Source organism: Caldicellulosiruptor kronotskyensis 2002 (assembly GCF_000166775.1).
GTDB classification, from domain to species: domain Bacteria; phylum Bacillota; class Thermoanaerobacteria; order Caldicellulosiruptorales; family Caldicellulosiruptoraceae; genus Caldicellulosiruptor; species Caldicellulosiruptor kronotskyensis.
In genome coordinates this window covers 25,792-46,605 of record NC_014720.1, presented here as the reverse complement: position 1 = coordinate 46,605, position 20,814 = coordinate 25,792, and the positions used below count along the sequence as shown (strand labels likewise).

The 20,814-nt window shown below is 29.6% G+C and carries 12 protein-coding genes; 4 read left to right on the top strand and 8 right to left on the bottom strand.

Annotated elements, in window-relative coordinates; all coding sequences use genetic code 11:
- Nucleotides 1-8: 8 nt before the first annotated feature.
- The 7 genes from CALKRO_RS00125 to CALKRO_RS00100 are packed head-to-tail and all read right to left on the bottom strand — an operon-like array spanning nucleotide 9 to nucleotide 10,393.
- Nucleotides 9-776 (bottom strand): AAA family ATPase, encoded by a 768-nt coding sequence (locus CALKRO_RS00125; RefSeq protein WP_041741447.1) that lies wholly within the window; start codon nucleotides 774-776, stop codon nucleotides 9-11.
- Nucleotides 773-922: a hypothetical protein gene (locus CALKRO_RS13585; RefSeq protein WP_013429104.1), complete on the bottom strand. Its 150-nt coding sequence runs from the start codon at nucleotides 920-922 to the stop codon at nucleotides 773-775. The genes CALKRO_RS00125 and CALKRO_RS13585 overlap by 4 nt, the downstream gene beginning before the upstream one ends.
- Complete coding sequence (locus CALKRO_RS00120; RefSeq protein WP_013429103.1) at nucleotides 906-3,095, bottom strand: DEAD/DEAH box helicase family protein; 2,190 nt, start codon at nucleotides 3,093-3,095, stop codon at nucleotides 906-908. Before CALKRO_RS00120 ends, CALKRO_RS13585 begins: the two co-directional genes overlap by 17 nt.
- Nucleotides 3,096-3,125: 30 nt before the next feature.
- Nucleotides 3,126-4,295, bottom strand: a complete 1,170-nt coding sequence (locus CALKRO_RS00115) for an aminotransferase class V-fold PLP-dependent enzyme (RefSeq protein WP_013429102.1) — start codon at nucleotides 4,293-4,295, stop codon at nucleotides 3,126-3,128.
- Between the two features lie 17 nt (nucleotides 4,296-4,312).
- Nucleotides 4,313-7,897 carry a hypothetical protein gene (locus CALKRO_RS00110; RefSeq protein ID WP_013429101.1) on the bottom strand — a complete coding sequence of 1,195 codons (3,585 nt, stop codon included), beginning with the start codon at nucleotides 7,895-7,897 and terminating at the stop codon, nucleotides 4,313-4,315.
- A complete protein-coding gene (locus tag CALKRO_RS00105) occupies nucleotides 7,866-8,765 on the bottom strand; it encodes a DUF4007 family protein (RefSeq protein WP_013429100.1) in 900 nt (299 codons plus the stop codon). Before CALKRO_RS00105 ends, CALKRO_RS00110 begins: the two co-directional genes overlap by 32 nt.
- 5 nt (nucleotides 8,766-8,770) lie before the next feature.
- Nucleotides 8,771-10,393, bottom strand: coding sequence for a phosphoadenosine phosphosulfate reductase domain-containing protein (locus tag CALKRO_RS00100; RefSeq protein WP_202795076.1), 1,623 nt, complete (start codon nucleotides 10,391-10,393; stop codon nucleotides 8,771-8,773).
- 453 nt (nucleotides 10,394-10,846) lie between these two features.
- Here CALKRO_RS00100 and CALKRO_RS00095 point away from each other — a divergent pair, with 453 nt between their 5' ends.
- The 3 genes from CALKRO_RS00095 to CALKRO_RS00085 are packed head-to-tail and all read left to right on the top strand — an operon-like array spanning nucleotide 10,847 to nucleotide 17,223.
- Nucleotides 10,847-11,824 carry a phospholipase D family protein gene (locus tag CALKRO_RS00095; RefSeq protein WP_013429098.1) on the top strand — a complete coding sequence of 326 codons (978 nt, stop codon included), beginning with the start codon at nucleotides 10,847-10,849 and terminating at the stop codon, nucleotides 11,822-11,824.
- Nucleotides 11,825-11,845: 21 nt separating this feature from the next.
- Complete coding sequence (locus tag CALKRO_RS00090) at nucleotides 11,846-14,956, top strand: PD-(D/E)XK nuclease family protein (RefSeq protein WP_013429097.1); 3,111 nt, start codon at nucleotides 11,846-11,848, stop codon at nucleotides 14,954-14,956.
- Between the two features lie 5 nt (nucleotides 14,957-14,961).
- A complete protein-coding gene (locus CALKRO_RS00085; protein ID WP_237699158.1) occupies nucleotides 14,962-17,223 on the top strand; it encodes a UvrD-helicase domain-containing protein in 2,262 nt (753 codons plus the stop codon).
- Nucleotides 17,224-17,354: 131 nt separating this feature from the next.
- On the opposite strand, the gene CALKRO_RS00080 is transcribed toward CALKRO_RS00085, so the two are convergent.
- Complete coding sequence (locus CALKRO_RS00080) at nucleotides 17,355-18,017, bottom strand: peroxiredoxin (RefSeq protein ID WP_013429095.1); 663 nt, start codon at nucleotides 18,015-18,017, stop codon at nucleotides 17,355-17,357.
- 256 nt (nucleotides 18,018-18,273) lie between these two features.
- Between CALKRO_RS00080 and lexA the strand changes: the two genes are divergently transcribed.
- On the top strand, nucleotides 18,274-20,733 hold the full coding sequence (gene lexA, locus CALKRO_RS00075) for a transcriptional repressor LexA (protein ID WP_013429094.1): 2,460 nt from the start codon (nucleotides 18,274-18,276) through the stop codon (nucleotides 20,731-20,733).
- Nucleotides 20,734-20,814 lie beyond the last annotated feature (81 nt).

Below are 20,814 nucleotides of genomic sequence, written 5' to 3'. Positions count from 1 at the left end.
AAATTCCTCTATCTCGTCAATTTTTTTTCACAATTTTTTATTTCATCTTCTAATGTCTTTATTAAATTTTTTACTTCTTCTCTTCTATCTTCTAAATCATCTATTTCAATTTTTAATCTTTTTATAGTCACTTCTCCTTCCTCATCTAAGCTATTTCTTAACATTCCAAGAACGCTATACTTAGGCTTACCTGACAAATGTTCAATTGCATTTGCAATTTCTGCTAATCCAAGAATATTGCGCACTGCTGTAGCTAACTCTTTTTTACCATCTTTATCTCTCTTAGCAAGGTTGCCAATACGTTCTCCATCAAAGAAAAAATATTCAGAAAGTTCTTCAGGTAAGATTTTATTTATAGAATCTTTAATATCAAGTTCGTTTATTATTAGTCTTATATTCCCTTGCTCATCTTTATATTCCATTTCAATTTTAGAATTTGAAACTCTTAAATTTCGTGTTCCAATATACTCATATTGTTGCCTTCTTGTTATTGTATATTCAATTCCCCTATCTACAAGAATAAGAGAAACCATCACTTCTTTTTTCTCTCCCGGTTTCATTGAGTTAGCCTCTTCTAAATTTAGCAAAGTTTCTTTATTTTTAAAATTTGTTTTTCCATACAGAACCCAATAAAATGCTTGAATTAATGTTGTTTTTCCCGCAGTGTTATTCCCAAGAACTACAATTACATTTTTATCTCCATCAACAGGAAACGAAATAACTTGCTCGCCTTTAAATTGTCTAAAATTTTTGATTCTTAACTGCTTCAATATCATTTTCTTAGCTCCTCCTCAATAATCTTTTTTAATTTCTCCACCATATCTCTATCTTTGTATTTTTTTGTTTTTAAATTTTCTCTTTCCTTATCGATGATTTTTAACAACATCCTTATAGCTTTTTCTTTGTCAATATATTCTTCCATCACTATCAGCTCCTTTTATGTTATCTAAATCATACACTTCTTTTATCCTATCAATAAGTTTATACCCTTCACTTGAATTTAAAGCTATTCTACAAAACTCTTCTATTCTTGCAATTTCACGTTTAACCAGAGAAATATCCAATTTTATCTCTTCCCAAGTTTTATGCTTAACCTCCTCAAGTTGTCTTGGTAATATCACAAAATCATAAATGGTAGCATATACTTTGTCCCTTGCTAATCTCAAAATTCTTCCTCTTCTTTGAATATATTCCTTTGGATTAGTAGAACTTGCAAGTATAAATGCAGTCTTTATCGCTGGAATATTAAAACCTTCATCTAAACACTTTATAGCTACAATCGCTTGTAGTTTTTCTCCCTTTTCGAACTCTTCTTTAATCCATTCTCTTTCTTGAATGGTTTCTTTAGATGTAAACCGTGCAACCTTCATGCCAAACTCTTTACCTAATATCTTTGTCACCTTGTCAATCTGTTTAACACCAAAATTTATTGAATCTCTTTCCACTTCAGCATCTTCATATGATGGATTTGATACGCCACAATACACCAGTATATGTCTTTCATTGACATAATCTTTTATATGCTCTTTCAATAAATCCAACTTCATTTTGGCACCTGCTATAATCTTTGCTCTCTTTAGTGCTATCTGTTTTGCCTTCTCATTTAGTATTATATCATAATTTCTATATTTATCTTCATCAATTTCTATATATTTCCCTAATTCTCTGGACAATCTGTTGTACTCTACAAGTTCCTTTTCTGTTAAATATCCTACTATTGGATAATAGTAATAGGGAGTTAACATTCCATTTTTAATAGCAAGTTCAATCGGATAATTAATACATTCATCTCCAAAATAATCATAAATTTTATTTGTGCCTTCAGGGTCAAAGTGCCTTTCTATAGTTGCTGATAAACCTAATCGATATGTAAAATTGTCTAACAATTTTTTTGAAAGTTTTTCTGCACCAAAATAATGGACCTCATCAGCTACTAATAAAGAATTGCATTTTAATTTAGCAAGTTGATTCTGTACCTCATCACTTGAAAATGTCGAATTTGTGGTAATAAAACAAAAATTTTGAACGAAGCCTAAATTATAGTTCCTCACTGTCTGCCTCAACCTGCTTAACCATTCTTTTTGAGATGAACCCGAATAACCAATGATGGGTTTTACATTCCACTTGTAAACTTCTTCAGCCCATTGGTCGACCAAATGCTGAAATGGACAAACAATTACAACTGCAATTTTATAATTCAATTTTTCTGCAAGTCTACTTATAGCACCCAGAGCAGTTACAGTCTTTCCTGTACCTGTTGCCATATTGAAAATTCCATGCCCATTGTTAGAAAGCCAGTTTTCAATAGCCTCAAGTTGGTAATCTCGAAATTGTAAATCTTGGGGTTTTACAAATATACTTTCTCTTTTTTCAGGTTTATAATTTACAAAGAATTGTTTTTTATCAAGTTCTAAATCAAGAGTTGGTTTCATATATTTTTTCAATCTCTCATATCCTACTTTTGGAAAATCAATAACTCTAACTTTATATGTTCTATCATGCCACAAATCGTCAAAATTCTTTTCTTTCTCTTCCACTCTTATTCTTGAGTCTTCTCCCATCCAAGACATGAAAACATCTATCGATTCAAAATTGTTCATATAAGCTGTCCTTGTTTCATTCAAAGACCCTGTAAAGGCTATTTTGTTTCCTTTTTTGTCTATAATAATTCCTATCTTCTCATGATATATTCCTATTTCATTTTCATCCTCCATAAAGGCGAGCTTAATATCTAAATAACCCTTTGCTATAAGATGTGCTAAAAGATTAAGTCTTTCTTCTTCAAAATAGTCTTTCGGCTCTTGAAATGATTCTAATATCCTTTTTTCTATAATAGCTCTTTTTTCATATCCTTTTCTAATTGCCTCAATATCTTCTTCAGTCAAAGCTGGTGAAGCAACAATGTATATCTTTCCATTGTTTTTCACCAGCCCATATAAACCTTTTGTTATTTCAATTAAAGATGTAGAAGAAAAAAAGCCAACTGCCCTTTTATATACTACTGCTTTTTCTAAAACAGGTATCAAGAAATCTCTCACAATATCATCATTAGATGACCTGTAAACCATTTTCAAGTTCAATTCATCAAAACCCATTTTTCTTTTTTCACCTTCGATATCAAAATTTTAATAAGCAATGATTTTTTTCAAGCAGTCAACAAGATATTTGATTTCATCTTCATTATTGAAATATCCCACACTTATTCTTACTGTTCCGCCTCTTTCAACTGTTCCTAAAAATCTATGAACAAACGCTGCACAATGAAAACCTGCCCGGGTCGCAACATTAAATCTCCTGTCCAAAATATAACTGACTTCATCAGCTCTATATCCATCTAAATTTAAAGATACTATTCCTATGTGATTTTGTAAATCTGAAGGCAAATATAACTCGATTTCTAAATCTTTTAATTCCCTTACTAAGATTTGTGTAAGTTCTCTTTCCTTTCTTTCCATTTCTCCTTTTTTCTCTGATATCCATTTGAGAGCAGCATTCAATCCAGCGATTGCCACAATATTAGGACTACCTGCCTCAAACCGCTGAGGCAGGCTATCTGGCATCTCAAGGTTTAGTGAATCACTACCAGTGCCGCCAACAACAAATGGCTCTAATGCTTCTATTGAAAAACTTTTTGGATTCGCAATAAAGCCTCCCACTCCAAAAGGCCCATATAAATTTTTGTGTCCAGCAAAAACTACAAAGTCTGCATTCACTTCGTACAAATCTAAATTTATAAGCCCCATTGATTGTGCAGCATCTAAAATAACTTTCGCTTCGTATTGTTTTGCTAAAGTACTAATTTCTTTAACTGGCAAAATAAAACCTGTCACATTACTGATGTGAGTTATAAAAACACAATCAGGTTTATTCTCTTCAAAAAGTTTCTTAGTTTTATCAATATCCCATTCAAACGTCTCTTTATTAAATGGTAATTCTTTTATTTCGATATTTTCCTTTTTGGATACCTTGTAAAGAGGTCTCAAGACAGAGTTATGTTCAAACGGAGAAACATAGACATTAAAAGCTTTATCCCATTTCAATCCATTAATGATTACGTTTAAGGCCACTGTTGCAGATGGAAATAAAATGACATACTCACTTCTATTAACGTTCACTAATTTAGCAATTAACTCTCGGGTTTCAGCAATAATTTCTTCAGCATCTTTTGCACCTTTATACAATCCTCTACCTGCATTAAAAGCTAAATATCGATTGACATAATCCATTTGATCATAAACTATCTGAGGTTTAGGATATGTTGTTGCAGCATTATCTAAATATATAATTTTTTTCATTTTTTCTCTCCTCTAAATTATTTTAGATGTTCTAATATTATTGAAGCTAACACGTTAAGTTTCTCAGTATCATCAATTGAATTTCCAAATTCATTTAATATCTCCTCAAGAGCATCTTTTAATGTATTCCCTATTTCTGAAATCTCAACCTTTTCTATTATTTTGTTCTCTTCCCTGTCACCATTGTTATATGAAATTTTTATAAAATCGGAGATAGATTTATTTTTTTGTTCTTGCAGGGTTCGAATTATATCCTTGATTTTCTCAATAAAATTTTTATAGCTATTGTCATTCCAATTATAAATATCGATACCCAGCAAAATTGAGGATAAATCAGAAACAATTTTTTTATCTTCATAATCCTCTAACTTCTTCAGATATCTTAAAAAAGAGTTAACTGTATCATTAATAAATCTGCTTTTAGTCATCTCGGGTAATGACAAATACCATTTCCTCAAACCACTTGCAAAAGTATTTTCACTTTCTATACCCAAGATATTTTTAATTTCTATAACAACATTTACAACTATATTTTCCAGATAATTATCAAGAATTATCTTAAGCTTTTTTATTTTTTCAGCAACTTCCTTATATGAATTACTGCCAAAAATTTTCAGAAGTTTATAACTAACGAACTCAAAGGGATTTTGGTCTATTTTAGAAATTTCTCTTTTGAATGTTTTCAACTGTTCTACAGAACACACCTCTTTTATTTCAATTTTGTCAGTATTTTGGGTTATAGGAGGTAACGAAAAATACCATCTTTTCATAGCTTGATAAATTTTTGCATATCTGCTTTTGTTGTTATCCATCAGGTAATCACTAAATAGACTTTCTAACTTCTCAAGATAACTTTCTTTTTCGACTGCATTCTCATCAACAAGTAAAGAATATTGGCCAGGATTTTCATTTATTCCATTAAAGATGGCAGGATTAAACTCTATTTCTTTGTCATTATAGTAAAACACAGTGTTAGAAAGTAAATTTTTTATTTTAAAAGCTAAGAATAAAGGTATAACTCCCCTTCTAAGACCATACGGTGGGTTTTGCAAGGTTTCATACAACTCACAAAATGATTTTTTATAACCACAGGCTTTCTGGAGAAAGATTTCCACTTCTTTTAACACCTTTTCTAGGTTTGAATCTTTAATTTCTTGGCGTAACAAACCCTTGTTTATGATAGCACACTTTATTATAGTTTTCTCTGGCTTATTTCCTTCTATATCATAATTGCCTTTTAAAATATGCTCAATCGCCGACGCTAAAGCCTTTTGCATTTGTGGCGTTAAATTGTTTTTATTAATCATTTCATTATTTATTATGGGAGTTAAACAATATACTTCTTCACAGATATCAGACAAAAAAGAACTTAGCTGTTTTTCAGTCTCTATTTTTTGAAAACCTTTTTCACAAGTATAAAACTGACATTCATTGTAATCAAATAATCCTTCTAAATAATTGTACAATAACTGTTCAATATCTTCTAACAAAATTTCTAAGTTATATATGAGCGTTTCATCTTGTTCTTTTTTTGCTTCTTCTATTAAAAGTTGTAGTGCTAAATATTCCCTTAAATCCTCTATCCTTTCAAATGACCTCTGGGGCACACAAAGAACAATTCTCTTATCATTTATTTGTGTTATTTTTTCTATTGCCTTTGCTATATCCTCTTTATTGTACCATATTAAGTATATTACATATCCATCTGCAAATCTTATATTTTCTATGTCTTTATATCTATTGATACGTTCTAACTCATTCAATTCCATAAATATTTTGTAAAAGTATCTTGTCATTTCAAATTCATCATTATATCTTCGAGGCAAATTAAACTCTAAACCTCTTATCTTCTCAATTGTTTGTCCTACATTTATCTCTTTTACTTTCAAAGTTTTGTACAGATTAATTTTTTCATCTAAATCTTCTATTCGTGAAGCCAAAAAATCCAAAAATTGATTACTCTTTCTCCTTATTATGACTTTCTTTTTAAGTAAATCTTGAACAATTTGATCAAATTTATCTTCATCAATTTGCAAAGCACATTTTAAAAACTCCTCTTTCGGTGGCAATCTTTCCATCTCGTCTACCATATAGAATATTGCCAATGCTTTCAATATCTTTCTTTCATCATCGCTATCTGTTAATTGCAAAGCTCTTTGGACAATTGAATAAATTTCTATTATCTTTTTGTTAAAAATTTCTTTTTTGAATGAAAATTCAAAATAGTCAAAAAGCATATCCACATTCAGTAACTCAATATTATCCCCATTAAGCTTTTTCTCAAGAAAATGCAAAAAGCCTCCTCTTTCTCGTCCAGTCAAAAAAGTAAAAAGTGTTCTTTCATTCTGGGCTACTAACTCACATAATTTAGGCAATACAAATAACGTTACTGGATTTAGCGGAAAACTTTTTTTAGCCAATTCTTTCAGTTCTTCTTCACTATATATAGGTGAAAACAAACTTTTAGCCTGTAAAAATATCTCTTCAATCTTGCTTTTTTGTCTATTCCAAATAATGTTGAACCTTGTCTCATCTTTCTTTATTACTTGTTCTATTAAACTATAATCATCTTTCATTGTATTTATAAAATAAATTTCTCGGAACCTTCCCTCTACTGCTCTGAATTGGTCCTGCCGTATTGATGAGGCATTTTTCAAATAATGGTCAAACGGTTTATGCATAATTCCATCAAAGTAAATTAAACCTTCGTCATCTCTCTCAACCGCTTCAGCTATGTCCTGAATTATTTTCAGCTGAGGATTCCTTTTTTCGTTTACAGCTTCTTCAATAAACTTACTAAACTCATCAAAAACAATATAAATCCCATTGTATAGTCCTGTTTCTCTAAGCTTGTACGAAAATGTTTTATATGTATTTACTACATCATCATTAAGAAAAGGATTAAATTCTGCACCTGCTGTGACTTTTCTATATATTGTGATAAATAAGTCATACGCCTCAAAATCGCATTCTTTTAATTTGTTTACAAAATCCTTTTTTGAAATGTTCAACTGTTCTAAATATTCCTCAAATTTTTTTGATGCCTCTGGATACTCATTACTCCATGAATTTATTTTTTCTATTGCCGCATCAAACGAAGTAAAAATCTTTAACCTTGAAAGATTTTCTCTTTCAATTACTTCATTCAAGGCTGTAAAAAACATTTGTTGAATATCCTTATATGAGTAATTTATTATCACAGGTAGATAAGAAATTTTTTTCTTTATAATTTCATCAATCATTTCAACAACTTGTGAATCGATTCTGCCTATTTTCTCAACTAATTCATTTAAAACAGTTATCTTTGCACTGTTTTCATTACTAGTTTCTTTAGGCAATGACAAAATAAAAAGGAGAATAAGATATACATAAGATTTTCCCTTCCCATAAGGTCCAATAACAATATTAGCTTTCTTATTTTTACTCAACACATTCGACAATAAATTTTTTAATAAAGTTACGTTCTTTTCTGTTGGTATAAAAGCTCTTACCTTTTGTAAATTGTTTAAATCATATCTCAAATTTATCGAGTAATTATAAGCTTCTTCTACTTCAATGAAATCACTATATTTAGTTATAGACATATCTATTCCTTGCTTCATGAGTGTAATACTCCTCCAAAACGTCATTTTTGCTATTTAAATTTACATAAAGGGTATTCAGGTCTGCAGTCCTTACTATTTTGACATACCCTTGCTTTTCCAAAATATCCAAATATCTGTAAAAAGCAAAATTATCAATATTGAATATTTTGCCAATTGCATTGCTTCCAAAGACAACTTCCTCTAAATCAATAGCTGTTTTTCCGTTCAAATAGTCCACGAGAGCATACAAAATAACTAATGGAGGCAATAAATTGAAATTGGGACTTCCTTTTTCATACACACCCTTTTTTCTGTCTTTAAATTTAATTAAACCTAATTTTGCAAATGGAGAGATCAAATTATCTTCTGGTGAAACTTCTTCGTACTTATTATACAAATACATTTTTAAGATACATTCGCAGTCGTCTTCTAAAGACTGAGTTGAATATTTGGTAGGTTTGAAAATTTCCTCAAATTTCTCCTTCATAAGTTCGAATAGCTCTTGCTTTGAAAAATATTTGACATCTATTTTATTAAAAAATAAGTACCATAATGTACAATATTCCTTGTTAGTTGCAATATTATAATGAAGTATCCAAAGTGTAAAATAGTCCTCAAAATACGGATCATATTGGCGTATTTTTTCTCCCAATGAGCTAATACATAAAGTTTTTTTATCATTGCTATATTCCAATAATCCAGTCGAGATAAGCCAATACTTTATTGCACTGACCATATTTGCTCCAACACCTAAAATTTCATTTGCTTCTCTTTTGCTGAACAAATCAGGTCCTTCTGCTTGAAATTTCTTTAATCCTTTCTGAAGCCAGCCTTCTCTGATGTAAAACGAACCGTGTCCTTTCAATTTATATTTCACATTTTCCATAATACTTAAACACCTCTTTTTATAGTTAACACTTTTCTTATATAACAGCCCCCATCAAAATAATGAATACAATTTCCGCATCTTACACATCTATTGTCATCTATTTTGTATTCATTTTCAATGATTTTTATCGCACCCAGAGGACATATACTCTCACAAGCCAAACATCCTATACACATCTGATATTTTGTAATTTGGGCATCTATTTTTTGTTTCATTATTTTTGATTTACTGCCATAAACACTGACTTTTAAATTTGTATCACCTTCAATACCTTGCAACTTTAATACAACATTTTTGTTACTATCGAGCACATAAACTTCTCCCAATAATTTGTTCCCTATTTCAAAATTCAACTCTCCAAACGGTTTGAAATATTCATATAGTTGTTTAGAAATCGGCTTTTTAAGTTCATAATAAAAAGTATTTTCTTCATTGCTGCAAGGTTTATAACTGATAATTGAGTTATTACTATATTCTAATCCCTCTCCACCTTGCCTTGCCTTCCACTTACCTTCTTTAACATAAATTTCTGCATCTTCTTTTCCCAATCTTCTTGCAAAATCTACAAGCAGCTTTTCCCATTTCTCTGTCATCTCTGTCAAATATATACGCGACAAAAATTGCGACCATTCACTATTATTTGGACAGCACCAACAACCTACTCTTGTATAGCCTAATTTGTATGCTTCATTAAAATCAATTCCTGTAGTTAGAATATAAAGCCATACATCAAAATCTGTCCAATTAAATATAGGAGAAATTACTACTTGCCTTGTAATTTTAGGGCTTATAGTAACTTCACTATACTTACTTCTGCTATTACTTTCGCTGCTTCTTATTCCATAAAATGTTAATACTTTTTCTTTATTTTTGAAAAGCATATTAATTTTTTTAGTAATTGGACCAGTTTTGAAGACTGTACAACACCATCGCATCACTCTACTTGGCGGTCCTAAAATATCACACAATTCAAAAAAGTTCGCATCTTTATTGCTTGCAATAATTAGTGGGGTATATGGATTATTTTTTCTAAACCTATTTACATATTCAGTAGTAAAAGGAAATTCTAGTGTAGTGTCCCCGTGAATATGTATTATTTTTGACGTGCTCAAAGCTTTCATTACCAAATCACTAACAACAGTAGAGTCCTTGCCACCGCTAAAAGATATAAATATTTCGTCCAAATTATATCCTTTTGTATTTTCCTTTATAAAATTTTTTGCTTCAAATAATATTTTTTGAAAGTGAGAACTATTTGCCACAATAAATTTTTTGATTGATTCATCAAATTTTTCTTTTTCTTCTTCGTCTTCTACTTCTCTCAGTTTCCCACTAATTTCTTTTAAGTCTGATTCTGAGAGATTATTGTAAACTTGTTTTTTATTTATCCGCAATTCTTTACCATCTATGAAATATCTATTACCACTAATATCAGCCCAAACTGACGAATATTTTAATTCAAAAGGTTTGTTAAGGATTAACTCCATTAGTAACCTTTCTTTTAGAAAAACCGGGCGAACATCTGTTGCTAGATATTTTCCTTCTGACCCACATACTTCGCATCTTTCTGAATAAATGGGTACATTGCACTTTTCACAATAGTATATTTTTGAAGTTAAAGACATCTTTTGATTACACTTTGGACACGCAGATGAATACAAGTCATAGTATTCTACCTTACAGTTCTCACAATATCTTATAATCATTTTTGTACCTCAATTACTTACCTTTATTCAAGTCAATTTATGTTTAAAGATAATTATATCACACCAACTTATGTTTGTACAGTTTTCTGAAAACTCTTCTTAGAATAAATTTCAAAGCACTATATTAGTACTCTTTGAATCACTAAGCTCAATGAAGAAAAAACAAATAAATTTAGGCTAAATTAACTTCATCATGGATTTATTATAATTTAATATCCATAAAAGGTAATGCAAAATTTCATAATCTATGGTAATATTATATTAAGTACTCAGTTTATTTCTACTTCAATATCTGACTTACTTAATCTACAAATTAAAATATGTTGAAGTATACATATAACTCTCACAACGACAGATGGGGAGACAAATGAGATGTTACATTTTGTTACTACATTGAAAGATGAGTTTATTAGGTACATTCCCACTTTAGAGAAAAAGATAACAATATTGAGTGCATATGTAACCTATGAGGCTTTCCTGTTTGTAAACAATGAATTGATAAAAAATAAAAAAGACAACATAGAAAAAGTAATTGTTTTGAGGTTTGATTTAAAAGACTTTTATAATTCTGTAAGTGAATTTAAATTTGAAGAAAGTATCAAAAAATACAAATGGAAGGTATATATTAATTTTGATATGCATTCGAAAAACTATTACTTCGATGATAAATTTGCAATCATAGGAAGTCACAATCTGACAAAAAGCGGTATCGGATTAGTAAAAGTAGGCGAGAGTAATATAAAAGAAAGCGGAATTGTGTGTAATTTAACTTCGAGTATGTTGCAATATATAGAAGAGGTAATCAAAAGTTCTATTGAAGTGGATGAAACATTAGCCACAATATTAGATAATTTCATTAACCAGTCTAAAGAAAAACAAACATTATCTGAAGTAGAAGAATTAGATAGCGAATTAAAAAAGTCATTGCTCTTGAAAAAAATTAATAAAACGGCTGTTACTATTAATAAAGAAGAATCCCAGGACATTGAGAAAGTTTTATTGCAAATAATAAAAAAGTCACCTCATAACTTTTTAGAAGAAATCCCTTTAGAAGAGAGAGCACTTTATAAATTTATCCAGTACAATGAATGGTTTAGAAATTATATTATTGATTTAGATAGAAATGAATTTTCCCTCCATAGACCCTTTGAAAACTTAGTGAAGCTATATAAGCTTAAAAACAAAATTTACAGAGAAAAAGTAGATTTAGAAAATCCCAAAATTCCTCAAGAGAGCATTGAGGAATTAGCAATAAAAATAAAAGAAAAATTCAACATAACTGTAATAAAAGATAGAGTTTCATTGTTAGGAGATAAAATATTATTTAAAGTATTTCATCCAAATCACTAAAACAAAGTGAGGTTTATAAAAATGTTAGAGACACATAATAAAGTAAGATTATTAAGTCATGAAAATATAGAAGGATTAAAAAATAAAATAGAAGAAAGTAAAGGCAACTTCCTTCTTATTACTGCAACCGTAAATCTAAAAAGGTTAAGGCTAATCCAAGGAAAAAAAATGAACATTAATTTTGTTAAATACAGACACATAAATAATGAATCGTCTGAAATACCTTGTGATGACTTTAACTTATGTACATTTGAAGATTTTAAAGAATACTTAAGATTTTTAATTCACAAAGAAGGAAAGTATATTTCTACACTAGACCAAAAGATAATTTTATATGAGTTGATAAAAAACTTCTATTTTAGCAAAACTTCTGATGAGTGTCATATTTATCATTCTTTGTTAAATGAGTTGTTTGAATTATATCAATTTCTAATCTTTCGAGAGGTTACAAAAATTCCTCAATCAATTTTAAGCAATATAAAGGATAAATATCCCTCTTTTTTTTATAACGTTTTTGAACTTTTTAATAAATTTTTGGATGAATTAGAGAATATAAGGATCGGAAATACACCTACTATAAAAATCAATAGTGAACAGTTAAATCAATTGATAGGAAAAGATGTTTACATTAATAAATTAAAAAGCAAAGTGTTGGAGGTATTAAACAAATACAATGTAATATTTTTTGATGGTTTTCTGTTCTTTGATGATATCCAGTATTTCATCATCCAACAGGCTATAAAACTTAATAAAGAAGTATACCTAATTTCTAAATCAAACATTTTGGATCAAACTGAAGGAATTATTTTGCAATATTATAAAACACTGTTTAATATTGAATTGAGTGAAATTATAAACTTTAGTAAAAATTTTTATTTATCAAAACCAACTGATTCTGAACATACATCCCCTGAAAATCCAAAAAAATGGTTAGTTACTGTGCGCAATAATTTCTTAAAAGATACTTCTTTTGAAAAAGACCAAGAAGACCATTCCATAATAATTTACAAACCATTTTCTAACAGAGAAGAAGAACTTATATTTGTTATAAAGAAAATCGGAGAGTTAATCAGAGAAAAAATTGATCCAGAAAAAGAAGACCTAAAAAATCAAATAAATAATATTTTAAATGAAATTGCTATTGTAATAGGTATCGAAAAGGATAAACATGAAGAAATGATAGATGCACTTTTGCGCCAATATGGAGTATTTTTGTTTGATCAAAAGATGATGTCTGAAGAAGAATTAAAAACAATTGATATTAATTCTTTTAATAAGATCTACTATAGTAAATTCGATTTCTTTCGAACAGAAATAAAAAAGATTAATGGTTCTGAACTGTCCTTTAAAGAAAAATTAGAGTTATTTGATAAATGTTTTAAAAGGATTAATGTTATAAAAGCAAAAAGACCAATTTCTTCTTACCCCGTAGCTCAATTCATCATTCAGTTGTGTGAACTTATTGTAAAAGGAATAGATGTAGATAAGTTTAAAATTATACTATTTTCTAACTGGAAATATTTTACTGATAACAGTGATAAGTGGAGTGACTACCTGTTCCAATTTAGAATAATCCAAGAGTATTTTAGAAACAGCAATGATATTTCTGAGTGGATAGCAATTACTCTGAGAATTAAAGAAGAAAAAAAATCATTGCTAAATAAATATAGCGGGCATCCTTTCTTAGCTGTGTCCGATGATTTTTTAAATGTTATGGAAGACATACTCCTGCTATTAAATGAAATAAAAAACAAATTGAAAGATGAAGAGACAAGTATAAAAAACTTTATTGAAAAAATAAGGGATTATTTACTCGATTTTGATTCTGATGACATCTTAAAAGTAGGAGATCCAGAAACTGATTTTGAGAGAAAGTTGATTTTGAAAATAAGTGAGACTTTAAAAGAAATAAGTATTTCTTCGTTTTTAACTACAGATGTTGAATATTTTGCAAATAATATTATAAACATAATAGACGAATTTAAAAACGAACCAGAAGAATTTGAAAACGATGAGCTTTACCTCAATGTAGAAAATTTAGAGAACATGCATAAATTTAAATATGTCTTTTTTGTAATGGCGGAAGATGATAAATACCCAAGACCATATAGACTTGAATTTCCATTTTCAGAGGAGATTATAGAAATTATTGAGAATTACAAAATATGCGAAAAACCTGCGCATATTCACTCACTTGATTATCATTTGCAATTAGAAAAATATCTTTTCAAAAACGTTTTAGATTTTACTCAAGAAAGAATATATTTTACTTATTCTCAAAGAGAAGGAGATAAAGAATTAACACATTCAATCTTTATAGAAGATTTAATATCTATTTTGGGCAAAGAAGGCAAAAACATAGAAGAAGTTGCTTTAAGCCCTAAATATCAACCAAGAATTAATAGAAGTTCTATTAACATTGATAAAAATAACATAGTAATCTGCAAGGGTAAATTTAAAGAGAAAATTATAAGAAATGAAGTAGTATTGTATAATTACTGTAAAAAATTATTTTTCTATAAGAAACTTCTAAGTGATGGCAAACATATTGCATATTTTGACACTTATCAATTAGGAAGATTTTCTTCGTGGTTTTATTTTTCAAGTTGCTTATATGAACACTCACAAATATACTCAGGAAAAGTATATAGCATACACGATAATGAATACTGTCTCGATTTAATAAATATTATGAAAAATAATGAAGCTCGATTAAAAAGCTATTTCTCCTTATTGAATGAAAAAGAATTTGATGATTGCATTAAGTTTACAAAAGGTTATATTTATAGACTTATAAAAAGAATTGCTCAAAAGAAGATAAACAATTTTAATGCTATGTCTGTTTACGATAAATATATAATAACATCAATAGCAAACGAAAAAAGCACAATACAAATACCTTTATTCAGTTACTTAGAATTTGTAATAATGTTAACTATTTGGGAACAAAATAATCCAAATGATGCTAAAAGAATATTTGACAGATACTATAACAGGCAAATAGATAAAAATTCCATACAAGATTTTAGTTTAAAACTTTCCGATATTTCAATTCCACTATTAAAATGCAATGCTTGTGAAATAAAAAATATTTGTAAGCTTGACAAAGTTAGCTGGGGGGTATCAGATTGAATATAATGCACTATGCTGAAAAGTTTTCAAAATCTCCATTAACTGAGACTCAACAAAATATTTTGAAGGTAAATTTTCCCTTTTATCTTAAGGCTGGAGCAGGAACAGGTAAGACTGAATTATTAGTGGAGTTAATAATCAAATGTTTAAATGAAAATCCTAAGGCATCTATATCAAATTTTGTAGTTATTACATTTACTAACAAGGCAACATCAGAAGTCAAGAGGAGATTAGTTGAAAGATTATATTTCGATTATTCTTTAAATCATAAGAAATTGTCATCTCTTTCCTCATTATTAGCTGATAATAGAAATATTATGAATAGACAGGAAGATGAGAAAAGAAAATTTGTAGATTTAACATCTATGTTAAATGTCTATACAATCCACGGTTTTTGCGAAATTATTTTACGACAGTATGGATATCTTATAGGTATATCTCCTAAATTTGAAATAAAAAGTGTTACATGGAAGTTAAATGAAATTATTAGAAAGGCTATTGACAATTATGCAGAAAATGAATTTTTAAATGTTTTACCTTCTTATCGACTGCATCAACTTGTAAGAACACTTTATGAAGAATGCGATAATAAAGGTGACGAAATAACTGAAAAAGACATTAAAAATAAGTTTAGGAAAAATCAAGAACAATATTTTTGGTCTAACTTTAAAGATTCCTTTTTGGATCTATTTTTAGAAGTAGGAAGAGAAATTGAAAATTTTAAAAAAGAAAACAATATCTTGACTCCAAATGATTTGATTAAATATGCATCAAAACTTGTTAAAGGAAATGATTTTGTTGCAACTAAACTTGCTTCAAAATACAAGTATCTCTTTATAGATGAATTCCAAGATACTAACCGCAGTCAATTTGAATTGGTAAATACATTACTGGAAAAAGGGGTTAATATATTCCTTGTAGGGGATGAAAAACAATCTATATACTCTTTCAGAGGTGCAGACATCCAAAGCTCAATAGAAATGGGGAATATTATTGCTAATAAGTGTAACAGCCCATTGATAGAAATGACAGATAATTTTAGAAGTAACAAGAATGTGATAGAGGTAATTAACAAAATTTTCTCGCAAAGCTATTCAGCTACATATAAAGGTAAATTATATCAAATTAAATTTGATAATTATCAACCATTAATATTTCCGCAGATAAACAAATCTTACGTTGACCAAAGAAGCTTCCCACAATATAAATGGAAGGGGAAAACCTCAAAAATAGAAAACACTTTAACAATTGAAGAAATGGATATCTCAACAATTATAAAAAAGATTAAAAATGAAATGTGTTATTCAGACAACAGTGATATTAAATATTCAGATATTGCGGTATTATGTAGAAAAAATAGACAAGTTGAAAAAATTGCAGATGAATTAAAGAAAAACAAAATACCAGTAAAAATCTATGGTGGAGGCGGTTTTTTTCAAAGTAACGCAATAATTAGTACATGTAAATTGTTCGAGTATATATCTTACCCTTCTGAAATTACAAAACATGAAGTAAAAAATACAGATTATTATTTTGCTATGTTATCAACAGGCAGAAACGATTTAGAAAAATTTTTAAACGAACTTTCTCTTTATGCAAGAAGCAATATTGTAGCTGACATTCTAAATTTTGTATTTGAAAATACAAATATAGAAGAATATTATATCTCGACAAGCCAACATCAGGAATTATATAACTTATATAAATTACGAGAGATAGTTAGAAATATCCATAATCAAGAATTTTTGCATCCTCTTTCCTTCTTTGAATATCTAAATAATATGATACTGACCGGACAAAAAGAAGAAAATGCAGATTTTATTGAGGATAAACAACAAGATAGCATTCAAGTAATGACTATTCACAAATCAAAAGGATTAGCATTCAATATTGTAATCATTCCTTTTATAGATGAACCAATAGTGATAAGTGACACTGAGCCATTAATTACTTACAGGAAAACTGAAAAAGAAATGATGATTGGCTTTAATAAACATAAATTGAAAATTTATAATAATATAGAAGATGACTTAGACTTTTCTTCTATGGTAACCGATGAAATAAAAAAGCAATTTGAAGAGGAGTTGAGAGTATATTATGTGGCCATTACAAGAGCACGAGAATTGATAATACTAAAAACAAATAATAGAAGGGAAAATAATATTTATCGTAATACAATAACATCTTTTTTAGACTGGATTAAACAAATAGATAATTTCAATTTTTATAATAAACATTTTAAACTCTTAGAAAAAGGCAAACTTTGATAGTTGTGGTTTTATTAATTAATAAAGCAAGTTATTGTTGAACATATATAGTTTAAATCGGTAATATTTATAATAAAATAAAAAACGGCTGTCCCATTCATTTTTTGGGGGCAGCCTGTTCTTTTTTATCCTCACAGCTTCTTATAACAAAACCACCAATCAAAACACTCAATCTCGCCAGCTTTGGCTTTTTGAAGCCTTTCTTTTGCTAAATCTTCTGTTGCAGCAGGTGGAATTATTACTTTATCGCCAATCAACCCGTTGTTTGGCCAGTTCTCAGGAGTAGCAACACCGTTTTGGTCTGATGTTTGCAGTGCCTTTAGCGCTCTTAATATCTCATCAATGTTTCTTCCAACCTCTTGAGGATAGTACATCATAAGCCTTAAAATTCCTTTATCATCTACTATAAAAACAGCCCTGACTGTGTTTGTTCCTTTTGCCTCATGAAGCATTCCTAAAGTGGTTGCCACTTTGCCAAGCTCATCTGCAATAACAGGGAACGGAATTTTTACACCAAGCTTTTCTTCAATCCACTCAATCCACTTTATGTGAGCAAAAACTTGGTCAACCGAAAGTCCAATCAGCTCAGCGTTAAGTTTTTTAAACTCCTCTGCCTTCTTTGCAAATGCCACAAACTCTGTTGTGCAAACAGGTGTAAAGTCTCCTGGATGCGAAAAGAGCACAAACCATTTTCCTGCATAGTCATCAGGAAGTTTTTTCATACCGTGAGTTGTTTTTACCGTCATGCTCGGGAACTTCTCACCAAGCAATGGAATTCTGTTTATATTTTCCATTATAACCACTCCTTTAAAACTTTTTTTGCCCAATTTACTTATACCATCTTAAAAAGATTTATAAACACAAATTAATAAATAAAATTTTATTTTTTATTAACTCTAAATTTGTATAAATTGCAAAATTGAAATGACTTTTCTCTTTTTATTGGCAATATTTCTTTATTGCTATGGATTTTGTTTGCAAAGAATACAAAATTGGTTTATAATAATATCAAAAATAATAAACATTTGTTTTTGTGTGGGGGTAACATTTGTGAATTTGAACATTGAGCAGAAGAAGTTATCTCAGGCAAAGCCAAACGGGCATATGCTGGTAAAAGGTGTTGCAGGCTCAGGAAAAACAACTGTTGCAATATATAGATTAGTCTATCTTCTGAATGAATATTGCTTTGCGCCAGATGACAAAATTTTAATGGTAACTTTTAATAAAACGCTTGTAAATTATTTAAAATATCTCTATAACAAGTTGGAAGATGCATATATTTCATTTGATTCTCTGGTAAATGACAACAAGGATAAGGTTAAGATAGCTTCAATTGACAGCATAATTTATGGATTTTTTCAGGAATACAAAGAATATTCTGGCGAAAATCTTGAGATTGTCAACAACAAGGCAATAAAATATAATTTTTTAAATCAGGCAATTGTTAAGATTAAAGAAAAATACCCAAAGGTTCAATATATAGACCTTTCTTTTGCCAATTTTCTTTTAGATGAGATTGAGTGGATAAAATCATGTAATATTAGAGAATTGGAGGAATATCAAAGCACCGATAGGATAGGTAGAACTGTTCAGAATCAAAAGGATATGCCTCAGAAGATAGCAAAGAATTCAGAGACAAGAAAAGCTATATTTGAACTCATGCAGCTTTATACCTCGCTTTTAAAAGAAAATAAACTTGTTGACTTTAAAGATATGGCCTTGATTGTACTGGATTATTTGAAAACAAATGAACACAAGATTACAAAATATACACATATCATAATAGATGAAAGCCAAGACCTCACAAAGGTTCAATTAGAAATTTTAAAGCTTCTTTATAACTCCGAAAAAAGCTATTCCAGCATAATGTTCATTGCAGACACAGCCCAGAGCATTTACACCCACTCATGGCTTGTCAGGGGAAGGTCGTTTGCAAGCATTGGATTTGACATGACAGGAAAAAGTTATACGCTGTCTAAAAACTACAGGACAACTGTTCAGATTGCAAATCTTGCATATAGCTTAATAGAAAAGACACCAGAAATAATAGAAAATGAAAATTTTGTAAAACCTGCTTTAATAGACAAACAAGGTCCTCTGCCTGTACTAAAGATTTTCCAAACCGAAGAACAAGAAGCAGAATTTGTTTGCAATGAAATTGCAAACAAATTGGCATGTGAATTTCAATTAAAAGATATAGCAGTGATTTGTAAAAATAGAAGGTATCTGGAGTCTTTTTATAATTATGCTTCTTCAAAAGGGATAAAAGCCATATTTTTAAACTCAGATTCGGGTGAAAACTTTGAAGAAGAGGGTATAAGACTTATCACCATGCACTCTATAAAAGGTTTAGAGTTTAAAGTAGTTTTTATCATTGGACTTAATAGCAACATCATCCCATACTCATCATGTGAAGACAATGAGGTTGCAAAGCTACAGGAGACAACTGACAAAAAGCTCTTTTACGTTGGTATGACAAGAGCAAACGAAAGGCTGTATCTGTGCTGCTCAAGAAAACCATCAAAATTTTTGAGTGAGCTGAATACAAAACTTCTTCGAATTGATTCTAAATGTAGTCTTCGCAGTTTTTACAAGCTAAGGATTGATGATTACAGATACATAAACAAAATCAGAGACATTTACTGCAAAGAAGAAGAGGTTCGCCAGTGGCTTATAAATGAACTTATTGAAACTTATAAATACCCAGAAGAATTGATTGATGTTGAGTACAGGATAAACGTATTTTCAAAACCTGCATTTGTGGACGTTGTTGTGTTCAGGTATGACCAAAATAAAGAAAAAGTACCATTTATAATTTTTGAGGTAAAGCCATATCTTTCTGGAATAAACCATGGGGCTGAACAGCTCAAAAGCTATTTGAATATAATTCCAAAATGCTCTTTTGGAGTTGTGACAGATGGAAACAGCATTTTAATATTTGATAGCAGATTTGAAAATGTTGATGATTTTCCACACTTTGATATAAGTATGCTTCCTTCTCAAATTGAAGAATATGAAGTTGTAGATTTCAGAAGGTCGAAAACTTACAGACTTAGAAAATTGGTAGACACAGGACATATTGACTTAGTTCAAGATGGACATTTAATAGAGATAAAATCAGAAGATGTTCTTAAGATAAACCTGTATGAAAAGGTTTCAGCAGGAGTGCCCGTGGAAACATCTGATGAGGCAATTGGTAAGGTTGCTCTGCCAACATCTATTATCTCTGATCCTGAAAGATATTTTGCTATTAAAGTTAAGGGCGACAGCATGGTGGAAGCAAATATAAAAGACGGAGACATTGCAATTGTTCAAAAATGCAATACTGCAGAAAATAGAGATATTGTTATTGCATGGCTTGACGGAGAAATAACTGTGAAAAGATTTTGCAAAATGGGAAGCACAGTCCTGCTCATTCCTGAAAACAGCAAATATGAGCCAATCAATATTAAAGAAGGAGAACTTCGGATAGTTGGAAAAGTTGTCGGCGTGATGAGGAAAAAAAGATAACTTTTCCCTTTCAAAAATAAAAGGTGGGATTCTCTTGACTTTGTCAGTTTGAAGCTCAAAAAGCTTGGGAGGGCTGGGTTG

Coding starts and splice junctions, on each gene's coding strand:
- CALKRO_RS00100 (WP_202795076.1), bottom strand. CDS start 10,393: ATGTCTTTAACTTCAAAAATATACTATTGTGAAAAGTGCAATGTACCC.
- CALKRO_RS13585 (WP_013429104.1), bottom strand. CDS start 922: ATGGAAGAATATATTGACAAAGAAAAAGCTATAAGGATGTTGTTAAAA.
- CALKRO_RS00125 (WP_041741447.1), bottom strand. CDS start 776: ATGATATTGAAGCAGTTAAGAATCAAAAATTTTAGACAATTTAAAGGC.
- CALKRO_RS00080 (WP_013429095.1), bottom strand. CDS start 18,017: ATGGAAAATATAAACAGAATTCCATTGCTTGGTGAGAAGTTCCCGAGC.
- CALKRO_RS00120 (WP_013429103.1), bottom strand. CDS start 3,095: ATGGGTTTTGATGAATTGAACTTGAAAATGGTTTACAGGTCATCTAAT.
- CALKRO_RS00085 (WP_237699158.1), top strand. CDS start 14,962: ATGCACTATGCTGAAAAGTTTTCAAAATCTCCATTAACTGAGACTCAA.
- CALKRO_RS00095 (WP_013429098.1), top strand. CDS start 10,847: ATGTTACATTTTGTTACTACATTGAAAGATGAGTTTATTAGGTACATT.
- CALKRO_RS00105 (WP_013429100.1), bottom strand. CDS start 8,765: ATGGAAAATGTGAAATATAAATTGAAAGGACACGGTTCGTTTTACATC.
- CALKRO_RS00115 (WP_013429102.1), bottom strand. CDS start 4,295: ATGAAAAAAATTATATATTTAGATAATGCTGCAACAACATATCCTAAA.
- CALKRO_RS00110 (WP_013429101.1), bottom strand. CDS start 7,897: ATGAAGCAAGGAATAGATATGTCTATAACTAAATATAGTGATTTCATT.
- CALKRO_RS00090 (WP_013429097.1), top strand. CDS start 11,846: ATGTTAGAGACACATAATAAAGTAAGATTATTAAGTCATGAAAATATA.